This window comes from Streptomyces sannanensis (assembly GCF_039536205.1).
GTDB lineage: Bacteria > Actinomycetota > Actinomycetes > Streptomycetales > Streptomycetaceae > Streptomyces > Streptomyces sannanensis.
In genome coordinates this window covers 2670570-2692140 of the sequence record NZ_BAAAYL010000001.1, presented here as the reverse complement: position 1 = coordinate 2692140, position 21571 = coordinate 2670570, and the positions used below count along the sequence as shown (strand labels likewise).

Sequence of the window (21571 nt, the reverse complement as noted above, 5' to 3'; positions counted from 1 at the left end):
GGGGACCCCCATGAGCAGGGGGGACCCCCATGAGCAGGGGGGACCCCATGAGCAGGGGGGACCCCATGAGCAGGGGGGACCCGATGGAACAAGTCGCACGGGAATCGACGAAGAATGACAATTCGCGTGTGGTGCCGATGAAGTGCGAAACCGGACCGTCTGCCGGGTCGGCACGGAAGTGCCGTTCGTGGACCCTCGCGTCGAACGGTTCGCAAGATGTGCCAGAGTTGCCTCGTCCAGGCTGTGAGCACGTACCGTACGGCAACACAGGCGGGACAGCCGGGGCATCGGGAAGGGGCAGCTGGGTTGACCATGCACGCACCGCAGGCGGCGCAGTCCGTGACGCTGCCGGGCTCGCTCGACGAGGCCGTGGCGGCACTCGCCGCCATGCCGGCCGCCGTACCCGTCGCGGGCGGCACCGATCTCATGGCCGCCGTCAACTCCGGCCTGCTGCGGCCCGCGGGACTCGTCGGCCTCGGCCGGATCGCCGAGATCCGCGGCTGGCACTACCAGGACGGCCACGCACTCCTCGGCGCCGGCCTCACCCACGCCCGCATGGGACGCCCCGACTTCGCCGCCCTCATCCCCGCGCTGGCCGCGGCCGCGCGTGCCGCGGGACCACCGCAGATCCGCAACGCCGGCACACTCGGCGGCAACATCGTCACCGCCGCCCCCACCGGCGACGCGCTGCCCGTCCTCGCCGCGCTCGAAGCGACCCTGGACATCCACGGGCCCGGCGGCACGGTCCGCGAGCTCCCCGTCTCCCACCTGCTGGCGGGCCGGGACATGCTGCGCCCCGCCGAACTGGTCGGCTTCGTACGCGTACCGCTGCTGCACGCCCCGCAGGTCTTCCTCAAGTCCACCGGCCGCTCCGGACCCGGCCGTGCCACGGCCTCGGTCGCCGTCGTCCTCGACCCGGCGCGGCGCGGCGTGCGCTGCGCGGTCGGTGCCGTCGCACCGATGCCGCTGCGTCCGCTGGAGGCGGAACGCTGGATCGCCTCGCTGATCGACTGGGACGCCGAGCGGGCATTGGCACCCGAGGCACTGACTGCCTTCGGCGAGTACGTCGCCGCGGCCTGCATCCCGGTTCCGGCCCCGCCGGCCGACGGGGGAGAGGCTCCGGCCGCGTCGCCCGGCGTACTGCATCTGCGGCGCACCGTCGCCGCTCTGGCCCGACGAGCACTGGGGAGGGCGCTGTCGTGACCTCGGACGAGAACCAGCAGCAGCCGCAGCACGGCGCCTGGCAGCCGACTCCGCAGGGCGGTGACTACGACGCGGACGCCACCGCCTTCGTACAGCTGCCGGAAGGTCTGATCAACGACCTGGCCCTGTTCCCCGGAGAGAGCCCGTTGGCCGCCCCCGGGCACGGCTACGTACCTCCGATGATCGTGCCGCTCACCCCCGCAACGGACACGGGCGGCTGGCAGGTGCCGCCGGAGCCGGCTCCGGCCGCGTCCCCCGAGGAGGCCGTGGCGTCATGGCCACAGCAGCCGCAGGCAGACCCGGGGGCCACGGGCCACTGGACGTTCCCGGAGTTCACCGAGGTCGACGCGGCCGTCCCCGTGGCCGGCGCCGACGACTTCGCCGCCGCCCCGGCGACCGGCGACTGGACGGTTCCGGCGGTGGACGGTGATCTCCCGGAGGAGTACGGCGAGTTCACGACATCCGGCTCCTCGTGGGGTGCGCAGGCGCCGGCCTCGACGGGGACCTGGACGCCGGACCTGACCATGACGGCCGGCCTTCCGGCCACGTTGCCCGGCGGCGCGCCCGCGCCGTGGGCGACGCCGGAGCCGGGGGCCGCACAGACAGCCGCCGCGCCGGTTCACGAGACGGAGTACGAGTCCGTGCCCGGCGCGCACACCGGGCAGCATCCCGGCGCCGAGGCGCACGCGGCTCCCGGTGCCGCCGCGACGCAGGGTGTGCCCGGGCCGCACACCGCTCCCGACGCGCAGGCCGCAGCAGAGGCTTCCGAGCCCCCCGCCGCGGCCGCGTACGACAGGCACGAACCGGACGATGCGCCCCCGGCCCCTGACGCCGAGGCGACACGGACCGCGCCGGGTTCGCGCACCCTCCCCAACGCCCGGGCGGCGGCAGGGGCTTCGGAGTCGCCTGCCGCGCCTGAGGCGCTGGGCGCCCAGGCGGCCCATGGCGCCCCCGAGCAGCACACGGTGCCCGAGGCGCAGGCCGCGGCAGAGGCCTCCGTGCCCCTCGCCGCGCCCGCCGCAGACGAGCCGCACACGTCCCCCGAGGCGCAGGCCGAGCCCGAGAGCCCGGCCGCCGTCGCGGCGCACGAGACGCCCGACGCCCCCGAAGCCCACGAGACCCCCCAGCCCCAGAACTCTCCCGAGCCCCAGCAGGCACCCGACGCGCTCCCCGACGCCGACGCGTCCCCCGCTCACGAGGAACACCCCCTCGTCTCCTACGTCCTCCGGGTCAACGGCGCCGACCGCCCCGTGACCGACTCCTGGATCGGCGAGTCCCTGCTCTACGTCCTGCGTGAGCGCCTCGGCCTCGCCGGCGCCAAGGACGGCTGCTCGCAGGGCGAATGCGGAGCCTGCAACGTCCAGGTCGACGGCCGGCTCGTCGCCTCCTGCCTGGTGCCCGCGGCCACCGCCGCCGGCAGTGAGGTCCGTACGGTCGAAGGGCTCGCCGTCGACGGCGAACCGTCCGACGTCCAGCGGGCCCTCGCCGACTGCGGCGCCGTCCAGTGCGGCTTCTGCATCCCCGGTATGGCCATGACCATCCACGACCTCCTCGAGGGCAACCACGCCCCGACCGACCTGGAGGCCCGCCAGGCGCTCTGCGGTAACCTCTGCCGCTGCTCCGGCTACCAGGGCGCCCTCGAAGCCGTACGCCAGGTCGTCGCCGAACGCGAGGCCGCCGGCACGGTCGCCGCCCCCGAGGTGGCCGACGGCGAGCCCCGCATCCCGCACCAGGCGCCCCCCGGTGAGGGCGGCGTCCAGGCTCCGCACACCCTTCCCCACCCGCAGCACCCGCACGACGGAGGCACGGCGTGAGCAATGACGCGCTCACCGCGACCACGATCCCCCTCCCGGTGATCGACGGCCCCCCGCAGGAGCCTCCCGCTCGTGGCATCGGAGCCTCGCTCCAGTCGGCCGACGCCCGTGCCAAGACCGAGGGGATCTTCCCCTACGCGTCCGACCTGTGGGCCGAGGGCCTGCTGTGGGCGGCGATCGTGCGCTCCCCGCACCCCCACGCCCGGATCGTCTCGATCGACACGAGCGGCGCGGCCGACATGCCGGGTGTACGGGCCGTGATCACACACACCGACGTACCGGGCGACGCCGCGCACGGCCGCCGGATCGCCGACCGCCCCGTCTTCGCCTCCGACGTGGTCCGCCACCACGGTGAACCGATCGCCGCGGTGGCCGCGGACCATCCGGACACGGCCCGGCTCGCCGCGGCCGCGGTCATCGTCGAGTACGAGGTGCTCGAACCCGTCACGGACCCCGAGAAGGCCTTCGCCGCCGAGCCGCTGCACCCCGACGGCAATCTCATCCGCCACATCCCGCTCAGCTACGGAGACCCGGAGGCGACCGGCGACGTCGTCGTCGACGGTCTCTACCGCATCGGCCGTCAGGACCCGGCCCCCATCGGCGCAGAGGCCGGACTCGCCGTCCCCCGCCCGGACGGCGGGGTGGAGCTCTACACCGCCTCCACCGATCCGCACGCCGACCGTGACCGGGCCGCCGCCTGCTTCGGCCTGGAGCAGGGACGCGTCAAGGTCGTCGTCACGGGCGTACCGGGCGCGATGGGCGACCGCGAGGACGCCGGCTTCCAACTGCCGCTCGGTCTACTGGCATTGAAGACCGGCTGCCCGGTGAAGCTCACCGCGACCCGCGAGGAGTCCTTCCTCGGCCACGCCCATCGCCACCCCACCCTGCTGCGCTACCGCCACCACGCCGACAGCGAGGGCCGCCTCGTCAAGGTGGAGGCCCAGATCCTGATGGACGCCGGCGCGTACGCCGACGCCTCGGCCGAATCCCTGGCCGCCGCCGTGGCCTTCGCCTGCGGCCCGTACGTCGTCCCGCACGCCTTCGTCGAGGGCTGGGCGGTACGGACGAACAACCCGCCCTCCGGCCACGTCCGGGGCGAAGGCGCGATGCAGGTCTGCGCGGCCTACGAGGGCCAGATGGACAAGCTCGCCGCGAAGCTGGGCATCGACCCGGCCGAACTGCGTCTGCGCAACGTCCTGGCCACCGGTGACATCCTGCCCATCGGCCAGACCGTGACCTGCCCCGCCCCCGTCGCGGAACTCCTCCGCGCGGTGCGGGACTTCCCCCTGCCGCCCCTCCCCAAGGACACCCCCGAGGAGGACTGGCTGCTCCCCGGCGGCCCCGAGGGCGCGGGTGAGCCGGGCGCGGTGCGACGTGGCGTGGGCTACGGCCTCGGCATGGTCCACATGCTGGGCGCGGAGGGCACCGACGAGGTCTCCACCGCCACGGTGAAGGTCCACAACGGCGTCGCCACGGTCATCTGCGCCGCCGTCGAGACCGGCCAGGGTTTCTCCACCCTCGCCCGCCAGATCGTCCAGGAGATCCTGGGTGTCGACGAGGTCCATGTCGCCTCCGTCGACACCGACCAGCCCCCGGCCGGCCCGGCCGGCCACGGCCGGCACACCTGGGTGTCCGGCGGCGCGATCGAGCGGGCCGCGAAGATGGTCCGCACGCAACTGCTCCAGCCGCTGGCCCACACGTTCGGCATGTCCACCGAACTGCTCCAGATCGCCGACGGCAAGATCACCTCGTACGACGGGGTGCTGTCCACGACGGTCGCCGAGGTCATGGACGGCAAGGAGCTGTGGGCCACCGCCCAGTGCCGCCCCCACCCGACCGAACCCCTCGACGAGTCCGGCCAGGGCGACGCCTTCGTCGGTCTCGCCTTCTGCGCGATCCGCGCGGTCGTCGACGTCGACATCGAACTCGGAACCGTCCGGGTCGTCGAGATGGCCGTCGCCCAGGACGTCGGCCGCGTCCTCAACCCGCGCCGGCTCGCCGCCCGCATCGAGGCCGGTGTCACCCAGGGTCTCGGCGCGGCCCTCACCGAGAACCTCCGCACCCCCCGCGGCCAGGTCCGCCGCCCCGACCTCACGGGGTACGTCCTCCCCACGTCGCTGGACGCCCCCGACATCCGCATCGTCAAACTCGTCGAGGAACGGGACGTGGTGGCCCCCTTCGGCGCGAAGGCCGCCTCCGCGGTCCCGGTCGTGACCTCCCCGGCCGCGATCGCCTCCGCGGTCCGCGCGGCCACGGGCCGGCCCGTCAACCGCCTCCCGATCCGCCCCCAGTCGGCGGTGGCGGCGCCCAACGCATAGGCCGCGTCAGTGCCTTCCGCGGAAGGCTCGGCGAGTTGCGAGCGGCCACGGGCGTGGTTACATGGAAGTAAGTGCGTTGAGCGGCGCCGGCCTCGGGGCCGAGGACGCCGCCGAGCCGCGGCGCTCGCCGGATCGAGGCCGCTGAGCACCTTTCCGCGCATACGGGGCCGTTGCCGCCCACGGAGCGCCTTTCTTCGGTGTCCCGTACGGCGCCCGTGACGGTGAGCCGAAGGGGGCGCGGCTCCACCCCCGGAGGCGCATATCGGCACTGTGAAAGAGAGTGGGGGTACCTTCGCCGCCTGGGGGCACCCCCAGAGGTAGCCGGGGGAGGTAGCCGGGGGAGCGCGGAGGCCGCGAGGGACGAACGGTCGAGCACGATCGACCGTCGGCGCAGCCCTGGGCGCCCCGGAGGCGAACGAGCCTCGAACGCCTCTCGTACGCGTTCCCCGTGCCGAGCGGCCTCTCGGAGGGAGAAGGCACGATGACGAAGGTCGTCCGGCACCCGCCGGGAAAGCAGCGGCCACGCAACGCCCCGATGGCGAGTCTCTGGCTGAGACGGGCGGGGGCCTGGGCCCGGCAAACCTTCGTTTCCCGCTGGCACCGGCTGACGATCTGGCTGGAGGCGCGCCGCGGTGCCACCCGGCCCAAGAAGTGGCACAGGTGGGGCTCCTACACCAACGCCACGAGGGTTTTCGTTTTTTTCATCACGGTTCTGGTGCTCGTATGGTGCGTTGAGGGCCTGTACATCCTGGCCACGGGCAGGACGACCCACTTCGAGACATGGCGGAAGGGCAACGCGGGGTTCGACACCCTCATCCGCTTTGTCGGTCCCGTGCTCACCGCCGGAATCGCCACCGCGTTCTTCCTGTTCCTGTGGTACAGCTGGACGAAGCGGCGCTATATCGCGAAGGCGCGGAAGAAGCCCAACGAACTGGTCCTCACCGCCGGGCCGAACACCGCCGAGGTCGTCGGGCGGCAGGAGGTCGCCCAGGTCATCGCCCAGCGGCTCCGCGAGCGCGGCACCCGCAGGCCCTATCTGCTGGTCGGCGGGGTGGGCGTCGGGAAGACCGCCGTACTGGTGCGGCTCACCGAGATGCTGGCCCGGCTGCACGCCGTCCCGGTGCCCATCCGGCTGCGCGACGCCGCGGACCAGTCCGACCTGAACTTCGAGCAGATGGCCAGGAAACGCTTCTCCGAGGAAGCGCCTCAGGGAATCCTGGCCCGCAGCAAGAACGAGCGGGTCTGGCAGCAGCTGCTCGCGGACGACAAACCGGTCGTCATCGCCGACGGGCTGGAGGAGGCCATCCTCGACGAGAAGTTCCAGGACGACCGCGACAACATCATCCGCCGGGCCATCGAGCGCGCCTACCAGGAGAAGCTGCCCCTGGTCATCGCCTCGCGGCCGCACACTCCCCTGGAGGGGTCCCGCGCCGCGATCATCGATCTGGAACCGCTCAGCGAGGAGGCGGCACTCCACTTCGTGGAGGCTCATGCCCCTGAGACGGACGAGCGCCGCCTCGACTGGATCGTGGAGACGGCGGAGGTCTCCGAGTCGCCGATCTACCTGCAGATCGCCCGGGAACTGCACGACCACGACATGCTGGAGCGCGACCGCGCCCGGCTCGACCCCAAGCGGCTGGACACCCGCAGCGGTGACCGTTCCATGCTCCGGCTGTGGCTGCTGGAGACCTGGTATCACGCGCTGGTGGAGGGCCGGCTGCGCGACGATGTCTCCCTCGCCTCGCAGGAACGCCGGGACACCTTGGAGGTCGTCTCCGCGCTGGCATGCGTCGGACTGCTCCAGGACCAGCTCGAGGTCGGCTTCGAGGACCTGCTGGGCAAAGACGTTCACCCAAGCCTGCCGCGGCGGACCGGGACCCGGGTCGAGCATCTCTGGAGAGCGCAACACAGGTTCGACCGATACGGCAAACGCGGGAACACCTTCTCCGAGTGGGACCGCGAGCAGATCTGGAACATGCTCTGCGACAGGCTCAGCGGCGAGGAGAGCCGGCGTCTGACCGAGGGGAGCATCGGCCAGTGCCAAGCCGCACTCGCCCGGTTCACGGCCGACGCGGACGCGCTCCAGCTGGTGGAAGGGTTCGAGAAGAAGGTCCGCTTCCCGCACAGCATCATCCAGGCGTACCTCGGCTTCCGTATGCTCCGCCACCTGAGGGAGCGTTGCGCCGGTGGGATCGTCGAAGAGACGCTTCACCCGCCCGGGCCCAGCCGCGAGCTGCTCATCGCCCTGGTGCTGCTGTCCCGCGACCGGGTGATCGAGCTCGCGTCCCAGGGCGGCGGCATCAGAGCCGAGGCGAAGAAGAGCGCCAAGGAACTGTGGCGGCAGGCTCCGCTGAGTGGCCGGACGCTCGCCCAGCGGCTCTGCGACGCCGCCGACCGGCGCACGGACCCGAAGGCTTTCGACCTCTACGCGGCCGCTCTGGAGATCGAGAGCATGGAGGACGATCCGAGGCTGCTGAAGACCGTCATCGACAACGTGCAGGCGAACTGGCACAGCATCAGAGGGGACAGGCGGACCCTCGACGAGGCGAAGCTCGGGCTGGTGAAGCAGCTCGGCACGGCTCTGCGCGCGGCCGCCGAGAAGACCGACACCACGCCGCTGTACTGGCAGCTCTTCCAACTGGGCTCCGGAGAACCCTCCTACTCCATCCGTCTTGCCGCCGCCCAGGAGTTCGGCAACGGAGGCGACCCGGCGTTCGCCGTGATCCGCCAACGGGTCGGCATCGACGCCGATCCGGTGGAGGAATACCGGACGCGGATCGACGACCTGAAGGATGCGACAAGGAAAGAGCTCAACGAGTGGTCGGCCACGATGCACACCGGTTCGTCGTCCCGGACCGCACCCGGGGAGAACGACGGGCCGAATCGCGAGCGGAAGGAAATCCTCGAGCGCTACCAGGAGGAGCGGGTCTCCCTCTGGCGGCAGTTCGTCATGCGGGCCTGGATGATTCCCATGCTTCTCGGATCCGTCACCGACGGGCACCGCGACGAGGCCCGGACCCGCCTCATGAAGTGGCTCGGCCACCTCGACCCGGAACGGTCCGGCGGCACCCCCGATCTTCCGCTCTCCCTGGAGAACGCACTGGCCCAGGGCTTCAAACACGCGGCCAACCGGCGGAAACGCCACCCCCACACCTACCAGGGCGGCCGTGTCGACCTGATCCGCCATGCGGAGACCATGCTCCAGCAGACCCGGTGCTGGTACTCGCAGCTCAGCCTGCTCCACGCGCTGTGCCTGTGGGAACTCCCCGACAGCATCGCCCGCGTCGAGCAGGGCGGCGACGCCGAGGTGCCGCAAGGGGACGGCAGCGACGGCGTGCCCGTGCCGGCCGGCGCGCCGGAGCCGTCCCAGGGCTGTGCGACTGCCGTGCCCACCGTGAAACGCTGGCTGTCGATGGTGGGCACCGTCCACGCCGCGGCCCTCCACGCCGCGGGCGGCGGCGCCGCACCCCGGCAACGTCTGCACCCGTTCATCGCCGAGGCAGGCGACCTGATAGCCCTCGCCCTGGAGACCAGACGGCCCGAGCGCTTCATCTGGATCGACGAGAAGGGTGTCGTCGACAACATCGGCGCTCGCACCAGCGGCCCGCAGCACTACCGCAAGCACAACTTGTGGATCCCGCCCTCGGTCGGATGGAGCTCGCTCGACGGGCGCGCCCAGCGCCTTGTCGCCGACGTGCTGGTCATGCTGAACCTCATCGAGCGCGACGGGCGTCCGGACGAGGTCGAGGACCGGCTGGGCCGCTCGAACCAGCCGGGCATGACGCTCCCGCCCTGCGTCACCAGGGACCGTGCCCCGCTGCACCCCGAGCTGACGGTCGGCACGTCCGACCCGCCGGCACCGGGCTCCACCTGCCTGCCGGCCTGCAAGTTCAAGTACTGCCCCTACCCGCCACGGGGCACACAGCCCCGGGCCGAGATCCGCGAGCCCTTCTGCCGCCAGCAGCAGGCCCTGCTGCCCGGACGCGTACGCCGCTGCTTCCCCAGGCTCTTCCAAAGGAAGACGCCTCACTGGGTCGGCATGCCCGTCCGGGAACTGCACGACTTCTGGGAGGCGATGGCACGACGCACCCGCAGCTGAGGGCTGCCCCTGCGAGTCGGTCCGATGCGCCCTTGGCGCGCGCTTCCCCGCCCGGTACGAGGAAGATCGCGGCCCAGACCGACACCCGCGTGATCAGCGCCGCGAGCACCACCGTGCCGAAGCCGTCGAGGTGCGGGTCCGCGTCCCCATGGCCGCCCGCCCAGGAGGCCGGCAGCCGAGGATCGGGCGGGGCCGCAATGCGACTGCCACACCGCGTTCACGATCGGAGGCGTCGTGCCTGGTCGTACGACCAAAGGACGATCGCGATCCCGCCAAAAAGGACAGGGACGAATGCTTCTGCGCCCCTTACTCTGAGCGCATGACTGCCCTGAAGCCCCGCGACGCCGATGTCGACGCCGCCGGCATATCCGCGCCGCCCGAGGCCCAGGGCGGCGGTGTCCTCGGCCGTACGCATCGCGCACTCACCATCGGCATCGTCTCCGTCGTCCTGCTGATCGCCTTCGAGGCGACCGCGGTCGGCACCGCGATGCCGGTCGCCGCGCGCGAGCTGCACGGGGTGCCGCTCTACGCCTTCGCCTTCTCCTCGTACTTCACCACCAGCCTCTTCGGCATGGTCGTGGCCGGGCAGTGGGCCGACCGGCGCGGGCCGCTCGGGGGGCTCGCCGTCGGCATCGGCGCGTTCGCGGCCGGACTGCTGGTGTCCGGCACCGCGAGCTCGATGTGGCTCTTCATCCTCGGCCGGGCGGTCCAGGGGCTCGGCGGCGGGCTGGTGATCGTCGCACTGTACGTCGTCGTCGGCCGGGCCTACCCCGAGCGGCTGCGCCCCTCGATCATGGCGGCCTTCGCGGCGAGCTGGGTGGTCCCGTCCGTCGTGGGACCGCTTGCGGCCGGGACCATCACGGAGCACCTCGGCTGGCGCTGGGTTTTCATCGGCATCCCGGTCCTGGTCGTCCTCCCCCTGGCGATCGCGCTGCCCGCGATCCGGCGGATGGCGTCCGGCCCGGCGGATCCGCAGGCCCCCGTCGAACCCTTCGACCGGCGGCAGATCGGGCTGGCCCTGGGGATCTCGGTCGGGGCCGGGCTGCTTCAGTACGCCGGACAGGAGCTGCGCTGGCTCTCCCTGCTCCCGGCGGCCGCGGGCGTCGCGCTGCTCGTGCCCGCGGTCCGCGGGCTGCTGCCGCGCGGTACGTACCGGGCGGCGCGGGGACTGCCGTCGGTCGTGCTCCTGCGTGGCCTTTCGGCGGGATCGTTCATCGCCGCGGAGAGCTTCGTACCGTTGATGCTGGTGAGCGAGCGCGGGCTCTCCCCGACGATGGCCGGCTTGTCCCTCGCGGTCGGCGGCGCGTCCTGGGCCCTCGGTTCGTACGCACAGGCACGGCCCCGGTTCGAGCCCTACCGGGAGCGGCTGACGGTGCTGGGCATGCTGATGGCCGCGGCGTCCATCGCGACCGTGCCGAGCGTCATGATCGACGCGGTTCCGGTCTGGATCGTGGCCGCTGCCTGGACCGTGTGCTGCTTCGGCATGGGCCTGGTGATCTCCCAGACGAGCGTGCTGCTGCTGAAGCTGTCCCCGCCGGAGGAAGCCGGCGCGAACTCCGCGGCCCTCCAGATCTCCGACGGCTTTTCCAACGTCGTCCTCCTCGCCGCGGGCGGCGCGGCCTTCGCCGCCCTGGGCGGCGGCGCGGTGGGCGCCACGCACGTGTCCACGTCCGGCTCCCACCCGGCGGCCTTCGCGGCGGTGTTCCTCCCGATGGCCGCAGTGGCGCTGGTGGGGGCGTGGGTGGCGACGAGGCTGAAGGCGCCGGGCACGAGCATGGCGTGACGTGACGGACCAGGGGTGCCGTGGCGGGCGCGGCCGACGCGCTGGACCGCCGGTCCGGGGCTGGTCGCCGTACCCCCGCCGTCACGGATGCCGACCATGAGGCGACCGCACCGCCCGTCCTGGGCTCATGGGGATCTCTCTGCGAGGGCGGTTCACACCAGGGAGACGCCGCCCGGCCGTGCGCCCAGGCGCGGAAACCGGGTGACTCCCCTGGCGCGCGACCACTACTCTCCGTGCATGAACGCCCTGGCCATCACGCTCACCGACGCCGAGTCGGCTGCCCTCGCAGACCTCGCCGACGCCCAGGGGCGGACCACGGACGGGGTCGCACAGGAGGCGGTGCGCCGCTATCTCCGGGTCGAAGCGGCCATGGTCCGCGCGGCCGCGATGCGGCTCGCCCTGCACCATGCCCCGCTGCTGAGGAGGCTCGGCGAATGACCCGCCACCTCACCGTCTCCGAGGTCACCGACCTCGCCCGGTTCGCCTGCGGCGGGGAGCAGCCCGAGCTGCGGGCGCCCGGGCTGCTGGAGTCCGCGGTGCACCGGCCGCGCGCCCGGATGTTCGGGTTCGAGGCGTACGAGGACGTGTACGAGCAGGCGGGCGCCCTGCTGCACGCCATCGCCACGAACCACCCCTTCGTCGACGGCAACAAGCGCACGGCCTGGCTGGCCGCCGCCACCTTCCTCGCCGTCAACGACGTCGACCTCGCCGGGGTCGATCAGGACGTCGCGTACGACCTGGTCATCGACGTCGCCTCCGGGGCGGCGGAACTCGGCCAGATCGCGGCACGCCTGCGCGCCCTCCACGACGCCATGTGACCCCTGTCCCAGTCCGCGAGGTCACGGCGTCGTCCGGCCGGGAAGGGGTCCGGGTCACCGGTAGGGTGGCCCGGTTGTCCCACGCAAGCCCGTGCCGCCGAGAGCCTCGAACCGGAGACCGTGAGTACTGCTACCGCCTCCCACCATCTCTCACCCGCCTTCCCCGGCCGCGCCCCCTGGGGTACGGCCGGCAAGCTGCGCGCCTGGCAGCAGGGCGCCATGGAGAAGTACGTCCAGACGCAGCCCCGTGACTTCCTCGCCGTCGCCACCCCCGGCGCAGGCAAGACCACCTTCGCGCTGACGCTCGCGTCGTGGCTGCTGCACCACCATGTGGTGCAGCAGGTGACGGTCGTCGCGCCCACCGAGCACCTGAAGAAGCAGTGGGCCGAGGCCGCGGCGCGCATAGGTATCAAGCTGGACCCGGAGTACAGCGCCGGGCCGCTGAGCCGGGAGTACCACGGGGTCGCGGTGACGTACGCGGGTGTCGGAGTGCGCCCGATGCTGCACCGCAACCGGTCCGAGCAGCGCAAGACGCTGGTGATCCTGGACGAGATCCACCACGCCGGTGACAGCAAGTCGTGGGGCGAGGCCTGCCTGGAGGCCTTCGAGCCGGCCACCCGCCGCCTCGCACTCACCGGTACGCCCTTCCGGTCCGACACCAACCCCATCCCCTTCGTGACGTACGAGGAGGGCAACGACGGGATCCGGCGGTCGGCGGCCGACTACACGTACGGCTACGGCAGCGCGCTCAGGGACCACGTCGTCCGGCCGGTGATATTCCTGAGCTACAGCGGCAACATGCGCTGGCGCACCAAGGCCGGTGACGAGATCGCGGCCCGGCTCGGCGAGCCCATGACGAAGGACGCCGTCTCGCAGGCCTGGCGCACCGCGCTCGACCCGCGCGGTGACTGGATGCCGAACGTGTTGCGCGCCGCCGACCAGCGGCTCACCGAGGTGCGGAAGTCCATCCCGGACGCGGGCGCGCTGGTCATCGCCACCGACCAGGACTCGGCCCGGGCGTACGCCAAGCTGATCCGCGAGATCACCGGGCACAAGGCGACCGTCGTCCTCTCCGACGACACGGGCGCATCGAAGAGGATCGACGAGTTCAGCGGCAACGAGGACCGCTGGATGGTCGCGGTCCGCATGGTGTCCGAAGGCGTCGACGTGCCGCGCCTCGCAGTCGGCGTGTACGCGACGACGATCTCGACGCCGCTGTTCTTCGCGCAGGCCGTCGGCCGTTTCGTGCGGTCGCGTCGCCGCGGTGAGACGGCGTCCGTCTTCCTGCCCACCATCCCCATGCTGCTCGGCTTCGCCAACGAGATGGAGGTCGAGCGCGACCACGTCCTCGACAGGCCGAAGAAGGACGGCGAGGAGGAGGACCCCTACGCCGAGTCCGAGAAGGAGATGGACGAGGCCAACAAGCAGCAGGACGAGGACACCGGCGAGCAGGACATGCTGCCGTTCGAAGCCCTGGAGTCCGACGCGGTCTTCGACCGGGTCATGTACAACGGCGCCGAGTTCGGCATGCAGGCGCACCCCGGCAGCGAGGAGGAGCAGGACTACCTCGGCATCCCCGGGCTGCTGGAGCCCGACCAGGTGCAGTTGCTGCTGCAGAAGCGGCAGGCCCGGCAGATCGCACACAGCCGCCGCAAGCCGGACGCCGAGGCGGATCTGCTGGAGCTGCCGGCCGAACGGCGGCCGGTGGTCTCGCACAAGGAGCTGCTGGAGCTGCGCAAACAGCTCAACACGATGGTGAGCGCGTACGTGCACCAGAGCGGCAAGCCGCACGGGGTGATCCACACCGAGCTGCGCCGGGTGTGCGGAGGGCCGCCGAGCGCGGAGGCGACGGCGGGCCAGATCCGGGAGCGGATCAAGAAGGTCCAGGAGTGGGCGACCCGTATGCGCTGATTCGAGCGCCGCACCGAACGGAACGCGCCGGCGGTCAAGTCGCCGTGACACAGCGGCAAGTGAACATCCGGTCGCGTTCACGAGGCGAGGTTTTATGTGCCTTTCGCCCACGTTTCGTGCCCGGATTCTGGACGAAGTCTTCCTCTGAGCGGAGCCTCTCGCTACCGTCCTGCCAACATGCACGCCCCGTGGCAGCGTCGCCGCGGAGCGCAGCCGGTGTCATGTCTTGCCGGCGGCCTCTCGTGTGTCGCCGAACGGGACCGGCGACGCCGCGCCACGAGAGAGAACCGCCGTCACTCACCACGGAGGAGAGGGCGTCGTGACCGCGGAGACTTCCCAGACGCTCGACCGGGGGCTTCGAGTCCTCAAGCTGCTCGCCGACACGGACCACGGTCTGACGGTGACCGAACTGTCCAACAGGCTGGGCGTCAACCGCACCGTGGTCTACCGTCTGCTCGCCACCCTGGAGCAACACGCGCTGGTACGCCGCGACTTGGGCGGCCGCGCCCGTGTGGGGCTCGGGGTGCTGCGGCTGGGCCGGCAGGTCCATCCGCTGGTACGCGAGGCCGCGCTGCCCGCGCTGCGCTCGCTCGCCGAGGACATCGGGGCCACCGCGCATCTGACCCTGGTCGACGGCGCGGACGCGCTCGCCGTCGCGGTCGTCGAGCCGACCTGGACCGACTACCACGTGGCGTACCGGGCAGGGTTCCGCCACCCGCTGGACCGGGGCGCCGCCGGCAAGGCGATCCTCGAGGCACGCCAGGGCGCCCTCTCGTCGCAGGGGTACACGCTCACCCACGGCGAGCTGGAGGCCGGTGCGAGCGGCGCGGCCGCGCCGCTGCTCGGGGTGACGGGCGTCGAGGGCAGCGTAGGTGTGGTGATGCTCGCCGACGCGGTCCCCGAGCGGGTGGGCCGGCGCGTCGTCGACGCGGCCCGCGAGGTCGCCGACGCGTTGCGCTGACGCGTCAGGCTAGATTTGCACGGTGCTCAATCGTCACACGCGTCTTCGTACCCTCGCCATCTGTGCCGTGCCCGTCGTCGCTCTGCTCGCCGTCGCCGGGTTCGCGCCGCTGCCGTTCACGGTGGCGCAGCCCGGCCTGACCGCGGACGTCCTGGGGGACGTCAACGGCAAACCGGTGATCACGGTCAGCGGGGCGCCGGTCCGCAAGACCAGCGGCCAGTTGCGGATGACGACGATCGAGGCGACCGGCCCGTCCGAGAACATCGACCTCGGCGAGGTGGTGGACGCCTGGTTCAGGACGGACCAGGCCGTCATGCCGCGGGGATCGGTCTATCCGTCCGGCGGCAGCGACAAGGCGATCGAGCAGCACAACCTCGCCGAGATGAAGGAGTCCCAGGAGGACGCGGCCAAGGCGGCCCTGAGCTACCTCGGCGAGGACCCGTCCAAGGTGAAGGTCGAGCTGTCCCTCGGTGACGTCGGCGGGCCCAGCGCCGGGCTGCTCTTCTCGCTCGGCATCATCGACAAGCTGGCGGGCAACGGCTCCGGCGGGGATCTGACCGGAGGCCGGGTCGTCGCAGGCACGGGCACCATCACCGCCGACGGCACGGTGGGCGCGGTCGGCGGTGTGCCGCTGAAGACCCAGGCCGCCCGGCGGGACGGGGCGACCGTCTTCCTCGTACCGAAGGCCGAGTGCGCCGACGCCCAGGTCGAACTGCCCCAGGGATTGCAGCTGATCCCCGTCACGACGCTGAAGGGTGCGGTGTCCGCTCTCGAGTCGCTCCAGAAGGGCGGCCCGGTCCCGCACTGCTGAAGACCCAGGCCGCCCGGCGGGACGGGGCGACCGTCTTCCTCGTACCGAAGGCCGAGTGCGCCGACGCCCAGGTCGAACTGCCCCAGGGATTGCAGCTGATCCCCGTCACGACGCTGAAGGGTGCGGTGTCCGCTTTCGAGTCGCTCCAGAAGGGCGGCCCGGTCCCGCACCGCTGACGTCCATGGCCCGCCAGGACGGGAAGACCAGCGAGCTCAGCCTGGTCAGCAGGTACACCCCGCCGAGCGTGAGCAGCGCGGCCGTCAGCCCGGCCCGGTCGGCCGGCAGTCCGGCGTCGAGGCCGCCCAGCGGCATGGCCGGCTCGCAGCCGGCCGTGGTCACGCCCGACACCCTGCTGCGCAGCTCTTCCGGTACGTGCTCGTGGACGACCGTGGTCAGGATGGGGTTGAGCACGCCCGCATCCAGTCCGCCGATCGCCATCGTCACGGCGAGCGGGAGGGTGCCGTCCGTCAGCGCCGCCACCACGAACCGCGGCGCCCCGGAGAGCAGGAACGCCCCGGCGAATACGGCCCGCCGCAGGACGCGGTCGCCGAACGCTCCGTACAGCAGCGCGCCCAGCAGAGCGAAACCGCCGAAGAGCGAGACGACTCTAAGCGTCGAGCGGATGCGTGAACCGCAGTCCCGGGAATCGGGCGAAGCCGCGGTCGCAACTGTAGAGGGTTGAGCCCGACTCGATGGCGAGCGCGGCCAGGTAGGTGTCGGGGACGAGGTTGCCCCGCGCGCCGACTTTCCGGCACAGCCTGTCGAAGATTTCCCAGTGGCGGGGACCTTCGCGCAGAGGAACGGCTACAGGGGACTGACGCATTGCGTCGAGGAAGTCCAGAGCGACCGCTGTAGGTGCCGGGTTCGGGAAGATCCTGGGGTGGGTGACGACGCGGACGAACCCGCTTGCGACCACGGAGTTGATCGCTACGGGTTCGTCCCCGTTGAGCCGGTCCTGAAGCCAGGCATGGTGTGCCTGGTGGTCCTCAGTGTCCCGACGGAATGCGTATACGAGGACATTGACATCACAGAAGATCATTCGATGCCCTCCATGATGTCGAGCAGGGCGGAGTTGTCGTCCAGGCTCACACCGGGGCGCAGCCCGCCCTCGCCGTAGGTGGGCAAGGTGACGATGTTCGTCGCCGCAGGCGCGTCCCGGGCGAACGCCATCCGCATCGCGTCCTCTATCACCGCACTCACCGTCACCCGTTTTCGGGCCGCACGGAGCTTGGCTTCCTGGAGAAGGTCCTCCGGGAGGTCGACTGTGGTCCTCATGCATCTCAGCGTACGACTGCTGCATTATGATGCGCCACGGTGAATCCAAGATGCGGAATCGACCCATCCGTGTCTCAGTCCTCGACCTCCGCCGCCGCCTCCACCAGCGGGATGATCCGGAGCGGTACCGGGTTCTCCATCACGATCGCCGTCGACGCCCGCACGATGCCCTCGAAGCCGACCACCCGGTCGATCACCCGCTGGAGATCCGCGTTCGAGCGGGCGACCAGCCGGCACAGCATGTCGCCGTGGCCCGTCGTCGTGTGCAGCTCCAACACCTCCGGCACGGTCGCCAGATGCGCCCGTACGTCCGCGCCCTGGCCCTGCTTGATCTCCAGGGTGGCGAATGCCGTGACCGGGTAACCCAGTGCCGCCGGGTCGACCTGCGGGCCGAATCCCCTGATCACCCCGTTCGACTGGAGCCGGTCGAGCCGCGCCTGGACGGTCCCGCGTGCCACCCCCAGCCGCCGGGAAGCCTCCAGTACGCCGATCCTCGGCTCCCGGGCAAGCAGAACGATGAGTCGTGCATCCAGATGATCGATCACCCTGACCGGCCTTTCGATGGTCATCATGTACAGAACGCCCGGCGTTATGCGCCGTCCACCAAGCAGAATGCCCAGTGAAACAGCAAACTATTGCGCATGCTGTAGATCGGCGGGACGCTCACTCCATGGCAGATAACTCGATGACTATCGACCCCACGCCCACCACCGCGCGCGAGGCAGATCCCTTCCCGGTGAAGGGAATGGACGCGGTCGTCTTCGCCGTCGGCAACGCCAAGCAGGCCGCGCACTACTACTCCACGGCCTTCGGAATGAAGCTGGTCGCCTACTCCGGACCGGAGACGGGCAGCCGCGAGACCGCCGGCTATGTGCTGACCAACGGCTCCGCGCGCTTCGTGTTCACCTCCGTCATCAAGGCGTCCAGCGACTGGGGCCGCTTCCTCGCCGACCATGTCGCCGAGCACGGCGACGGCGTCATCGACCTCGCCATCGAGGTGCCGGACGCCCGCGCCGCCTACGCCTACGCCGTCGAGCACGGCGCCCGCGGCATCGCCGAGCCGTACGAGGTGAAGGACGAGAACGGCACCGTCGTCCTCGCCGCGATCGCCACCTACGGCCAGACCCGCCACACCCTCGTCGACCGCTCCGGCTACGACGGCCCGTACCTGCCCGGTTTCGTCCCCGCGAGCCCGATCGTCGAGCCGCCCGCCAAGCGCACCTTCCAGGCCATCGACCACTGCGTCGGCAATGTCGAGCTCGGCAGGATGAACGAGTGGGTCGGCTTCTACAACAAGGTCATGGGCTTCACCAACATGAAGGAGTTCGTGGGCGATGACATCGCCACCGAGTACTCCGCCCTCATGTCAAAGGTCGTCGCCGACGGCACCCTGAAGGTGAAGTTCCCGATCAACGAGCCCGCGATCGCGAAGAAGAAGTCGCAGATCGACGAGTACCTGGAGTTCTACGGCGGCGCCGGCGTCCAGCACGTCGCGCTCGCCACGAACGACATCGTCGAGACCGTACGCACCATGCGCGCGGCCGGCGTGCAGTTCCTGGACACCCCGGACTCGTACTACGACACCCTCGGCGAGTGGGTCGGCGACACCCGCGTGCCCGTCGAGACGCTGCGTGAGCTGAAGATCCTGGCCGACCGCGACGAGGACGGCTATCTGCTGCAGATCTTCACCAAGCCGGTCCAGGACCGTCCGACGGTGTTCTTCGAACTCATCGAGCGGCACGGCTCGATGGGCTTCGGCAAGGGCAACTTCAAGGCACTGTTCGAGGCGATCGAGCGCGAGCAGGCCAAGCGCGGCAACCTCTGATCCCACGGAATCCGCCCGTGGGCCGGGACGCGCCCCGAGGCCCGCTACTGCCGCACGGCGAGTGAGCCGAAGGGAGCGCGGCTCCACGCGCCTGAGGCGCATATCGGCACGGTGAAAGGGAGTGGGAGCACCCTGCACCCCGGATGCACCCCGGATGCACCCTGGGGGCACCGCTGGGGGCACCGCTGGGGGCACCCCCAGCGGTAGCTGGGGGAGGTAGCTGGGGGAGGTAGCTGGGGGAGCGCGCAGGGTCCCGAGGGCTCGTGCGGATATGCGGCTCCGCCGTGCGAGGGACCCGAGGCTGCGTCGACATGCGGCTCCGCCGCGTGGTCGAGCCGTCGGCACAGCCTTGAGCGCCCCCAGGGGTCCTCCCCCGGACGAAGTCCGGGGGAGGACCGAGCCCGGAAAGTCGGGGCCGGGGCGCCCGCCGTCCATGCCGACGTGGTTGATCACGTACGAACAGGCATACGGGGGCCGGGGGATGCTGAACTGGGTCAAGGACGTGCTCGGTGGACTCGCCGCCGGGGTCCTGGGCATCGTGGTGTTCTTCTGGTGGATCGGCGGCCCCGGCGTCACGGCCATTGTCCGGAGCGAGGGCGACAGGACGCCTAGGAGTGTCCTGGGGATCTTGGAATCGCGCCCGGCTTGCACCGGTTCATGGCGATTGACATTTACTGGCAATCCGGGGCGAGTCGGGCGGTCGGAGCAAGATCTTCACCGGTCTTCTAGGGCGTGTTTCGAAAGTCCCGCCTGGTCGGGAACGCCCGGCACGCACGCTCGCCGCGTTGTCGGTCGTCGGCGCAGCCCGCTGCGCTCTCCTCCCTCCGCCTTGCGATCGCACGCACCAGACGCCCCCGACCCCGCCCTCCGGGCGGACGACGCTACTTTCGAAACACGCCCTAGGAGTGTCCTGAAGATCTTGGAATCGTGCCCGGCTTGCACCGGTTCATGGCGATTGGCATTTACTGGCAATCCGGGGCGAGTCAGGCGGTCGGAGCAAGATCTTCATCGGTCTTCTAGTGCTGCAGTTCCTCGTGGCCCGGGCCGTGGTCACCGTCCTTTGGTTCGCCGTCTCCCGGCTGATCCGCCGCGTCCACCGCGCCTGACGAGGAAGACCCGGCCTGTCCCGGGGAGCCCGCCCCCGGCTTCGGGGCGGGGGCGGCCGGGGGAGAGACGCCGGGCTTCGGCAACGCCGTCGGGTCCGCCGGCTTCGCAGGTTCCGCGGGCTTCGTCGGCTCCGCGGGCTTCGTCGGCTCCGCCCGCTTCGACGGTTTCCCGGGCTTCCCTGGCTTCGCCGGCTTCCGCGGCTTCTGTACCGGCTGATACTGCGGTGCCCACCACGGCGGGTCGATCTCCTCCGGCCCGCCCGGCGGCGGATCCCCCAGCGCCGCCAGCGCGTACTCGATCGCGCGTGCCCGGAGCGGCGAGAAGTACGGATTGGTGCGGGTGGCCTCCGCCAGATGGCTGCGTGCCGGGCCGTCCAGGCCCAGGGTCCGCTCGATCTCGCCCCGGTGGTACGCGAACAGCGCGCTGCGCCGCCCCTGCTCGGTGGCCTTGCGCGCGAAGGGCACCGCCTGCTTGTCGTCGCCGTTCCGGTGCAGCGCCCAGCCCAGCGCGTCCGCGACGTCGATGCTCTTGTGCCGGTTCCACTCCGCCTTCAGCTGCCGCACCGCTTCGGCCGAATCGCCGTGGTCCGCCTCGAAGAGCCCCAGTACCAGCGCCTGGTTCACCCCCTGGGCCGCATCCCGCGAAAGCCGGTCCCGCAGCAGCCGGTACTGCGCCAGCGCGTCGTCGTCCGCGCCCCGCGCCTCGTACAGCTCGCCCAATTCCAGCAGGTACTCGGGCAGCGGCGTCTTCGCCACCAGCTCCCCGTACACGCGCAGCGCCTCGTCCGTACGGTCCAGCGCCACCAGCGCCCGCGCCCGTCCGGCGAGCGCCTGGTGCAGTGCGGGGTCGAGCCGCAGCGCGGCCTCGTAACGGACGAGCGCGTCCTGGGGCTCGCCGCGCTCCCACTGCAGATCGGCGAGGCGGCGCAGACAGTCGGCCTCCAGCGCCGGGGTGTCGGCGTACGCCACCGCGTCGCCGACGGCGACGGAGGCGTCCTCGCGCCAGCCGCGGTCCCAGTAGACCCGCGCGGCGACCGTCCGGGCGAGGGAACCGGGCCGCAGCTTCTTCAGCTTCTCCAGGGCCGTGCCCGCGTTCTTGTAGTCGCCGAGCCCGCTGTACGCCTCGACCAGCACCGGATACACCGTCCACCGCTCCGGCTCCCGCTCCCGGACCTCCTCCGCCCACTTCCTCGCGGCGCCGAAGTCGTGCCGGGCGTTGGCGAGCGCCGCCAGGCCCAGCAGCGCGGCGGTGTTGCCCGTCTCCGCCGGGCGTACGGCGAGCGAGCGGCGCAGCGCCGACTCCGCCTTCGGGTAGTCCGTCGAGTCGGCTGTCGCGCGCCCCCGCTCCACATACGCCGAACCGAGCACCGCCCAGGCGGCGTCGTCCTCCGGATGCCTACGCAGCCAAGCTCCGCGCTCCTTGATGAGCGCGGACAGATCGGCGGGGGAGGCCGGGGCGCCCGTGTCCGCGGCCGCCATCGCCCGTCCGGCGGGGCCGGGCGCGGGCGGTGGGGGACCGTTCAGCCATGGCCACGGGACGTAGACGAGCGCCCCCGAGAGCAGCACCGCCCCGGTGAGCGAGCCGAGTGCGACCCGCTTCACGGCACGCTCGGCACGTCTCTGCTGCCTGTCCATGGCATCGTCCAT

At 71.5% G+C, this 21571-nt stretch carries 16 protein-coding genes and 1 pseudogene; 12 read left to right on the top strand and 5 right to left on the bottom strand.

What is annotated here, in order from left to right; genetic code table 11:
* Nucleotides 1-306 precede the first annotated feature (306 nt).
* From ABD858_RS12660 to ABD858_RS36790, 11 genes and pseudogenes are all read left to right on the top strand, one after another.
* On the top strand, nucleotides 307-1203 hold the full coding sequence (locus tag ABD858_RS12660; RefSeq protein WP_345036682.1) for an FAD binding domain-containing protein: 897 nt from the start codon (nucleotides 307-309) through the stop codon (nucleotides 1201-1203).
* Nucleotides 1200-3017 (top strand): (2Fe-2S)-binding protein, encoded by a 1818-nt coding sequence (locus tag ABD858_RS12655; RefSeq protein ID WP_345036680.1) that lies wholly within the window; start codon nucleotides 1200-1202, stop codon nucleotides 3015-3017. The genes ABD858_RS12660 and ABD858_RS12655 overlap by 4 nt, the downstream gene beginning before the upstream one ends.
* On the top strand, nucleotides 3014-5335 hold the full coding sequence (locus ABD858_RS12650) for a xanthine dehydrogenase family protein molybdopterin-binding subunit (protein WP_345036678.1): 2322 nt from the start codon (nucleotides 3014-3016) through the stop codon (nucleotides 5333-5335). The genes ABD858_RS12655 and ABD858_RS12650 overlap by 4 nt, the downstream gene beginning before the upstream one ends.
* Nucleotides 5336-5816: 481 nt before the next feature.
* On the top strand, nucleotides 5817-9434 hold the full coding sequence (locus ABD858_RS12645) for an NACHT domain-containing protein (RefSeq protein WP_345036675.1): 3618 nt from the start codon (nucleotides 5817-5819) through the stop codon (nucleotides 9432-9434).
* A 319-nt stretch (nucleotides 9435-9753) separates the two neighbouring features.
* Complete coding sequence (locus ABD858_RS12640) at nucleotides 9754-11217, top strand: MFS transporter (RefSeq protein ID WP_345036673.1); 1464 nt, start codon at nucleotides 9754-9756, stop codon at nucleotides 11215-11217.
* A 237-nt stretch (nucleotides 11218-11454) separates the two neighbouring features.
* Nucleotides 11455-11655: a hypothetical protein gene (locus tag ABD858_RS12635; RefSeq protein WP_345036670.1), complete on the top strand. Its 201-nt coding sequence runs from the start codon at nucleotides 11455-11457 to the stop codon at nucleotides 11653-11655.
* The gene (locus ABD858_RS12630) at nucleotides 11652-12035 is read left to right on the top strand and encodes a type II toxin-antitoxin system death-on-curing family toxin (protein WP_345036668.1); all 384 of its coding nucleotides are present in this window, start codon (nucleotides 11652-11654) and stop codon (nucleotides 12033-12035) included. The genes ABD858_RS12635 and ABD858_RS12630 overlap by 4 nt, the downstream gene beginning before the upstream one ends.
* Nucleotides 12036-12155: 120 nt before the next feature.
* The gene (locus ABD858_RS12625; RefSeq protein WP_345036666.1) at nucleotides 12156-13946 is read left to right on the top strand and encodes a DEAD/DEAH box helicase; all 1791 of its coding nucleotides are present in this window, start codon (nucleotides 12156-12158) and stop codon (nucleotides 13944-13946) included.
* A 319-nt stretch (nucleotides 13947-14265) separates the two neighbouring features.
* The gene (locus ABD858_RS12620; RefSeq protein WP_345036664.1) at nucleotides 14266-14907 is read left to right on the top strand and encodes an IclR family transcriptional regulator; all 642 of its coding nucleotides are present in this window, start codon (nucleotides 14266-14268) and stop codon (nucleotides 14905-14907) included.
* A gap of 22 nt (nucleotides 14908-14929) precedes the next feature.
* On the top strand, nucleotides 14930-15718 hold the full coding sequence (locus ABD858_RS12615; protein ID WP_345036662.1) for a YlbL family protein: 789 nt from the start codon (nucleotides 14930-14932) through the stop codon (nucleotides 15716-15718).
* Nucleotides 15709-15894, top strand: a pseudogene (locus tag ABD858_RS36790) (hypothetical protein); the annotation flags it as partial. The gene ABD858_RS12615 and the pseudogene ABD858_RS36790, both read left to right, overlap by 10 nt.
* Here ABD858_RS36790 and ABD858_RS12610 read toward each other — a convergent pair.
* The 4 genes from ABD858_RS12610 to ABD858_RS12595 all read right to left on the bottom strand — a co-directional run bounded on the left by ABD858_RS12610 (nucleotide 15824) and on the right by ABD858_RS12595 (nucleotide 17562).
* Nucleotides 15824-16342, bottom strand: coding sequence for an MFS transporter (locus tag ABD858_RS12610; protein WP_425586321.1), 519 nt, complete (start codon nucleotides 16340-16342; stop codon nucleotides 15824-15826). The pseudogene ABD858_RS36790 and the gene ABD858_RS12610 overlap by 71 nt on opposite strands.
* The gene (locus ABD858_RS12605; RefSeq protein WP_345036660.1) at nucleotides 16326-16757 is read right to left on the bottom strand and encodes a type II toxin-antitoxin system VapC family toxin; all 432 of its coding nucleotides are present in this window, start codon (nucleotides 16755-16757) and stop codon (nucleotides 16326-16328) included. Before ABD858_RS12605 ends, ABD858_RS12610 begins: the two co-directional genes overlap by 17 nt.
* Nucleotides 16754-16993: a DUF2191 domain-containing protein gene (locus ABD858_RS12600; protein WP_345036658.1), complete on the bottom strand. Its 240-nt coding sequence runs from the start codon at nucleotides 16991-16993 to the stop codon at nucleotides 16754-16756. The genes ABD858_RS12605 and ABD858_RS12600 overlap by 4 nt, the downstream gene beginning before the upstream one ends.
* A 74-nt stretch (nucleotides 16994-17067) precedes the next feature.
* Nucleotides 17068-17562 (bottom strand): Lrp/AsnC family transcriptional regulator, encoded by a 495-nt coding sequence (locus ABD858_RS12595; protein ID WP_345044477.1) that lies wholly within the window; start codon nucleotides 17560-17562, stop codon nucleotides 17068-17070.
* Nucleotides 17563-17678: 116 nt separating this feature from the next.
* Between ABD858_RS12595 and hppD the strand changes: the two genes are divergently transcribed.
* Nucleotides 17679-18818 (top strand): 4-hydroxyphenylpyruvate dioxygenase, encoded by a 1140-nt coding sequence (gene hppD, locus ABD858_RS12590; RefSeq protein WP_345044474.1) that lies wholly within the window; start codon nucleotides 17679-17681, stop codon nucleotides 18816-18818.
* A 1016-nt stretch (nucleotides 18819-19834) separates the two neighbouring features.
* Here the strand turns inward: hppD and ABD858_RS12585 are convergent.
* Complete coding sequence (locus tag ABD858_RS12585; protein WP_345036656.1) at nucleotides 19835-21571, bottom strand: tetratricopeptide repeat protein; 1737 nt, start codon at nucleotides 21569-21571, stop codon at nucleotides 19835-19837.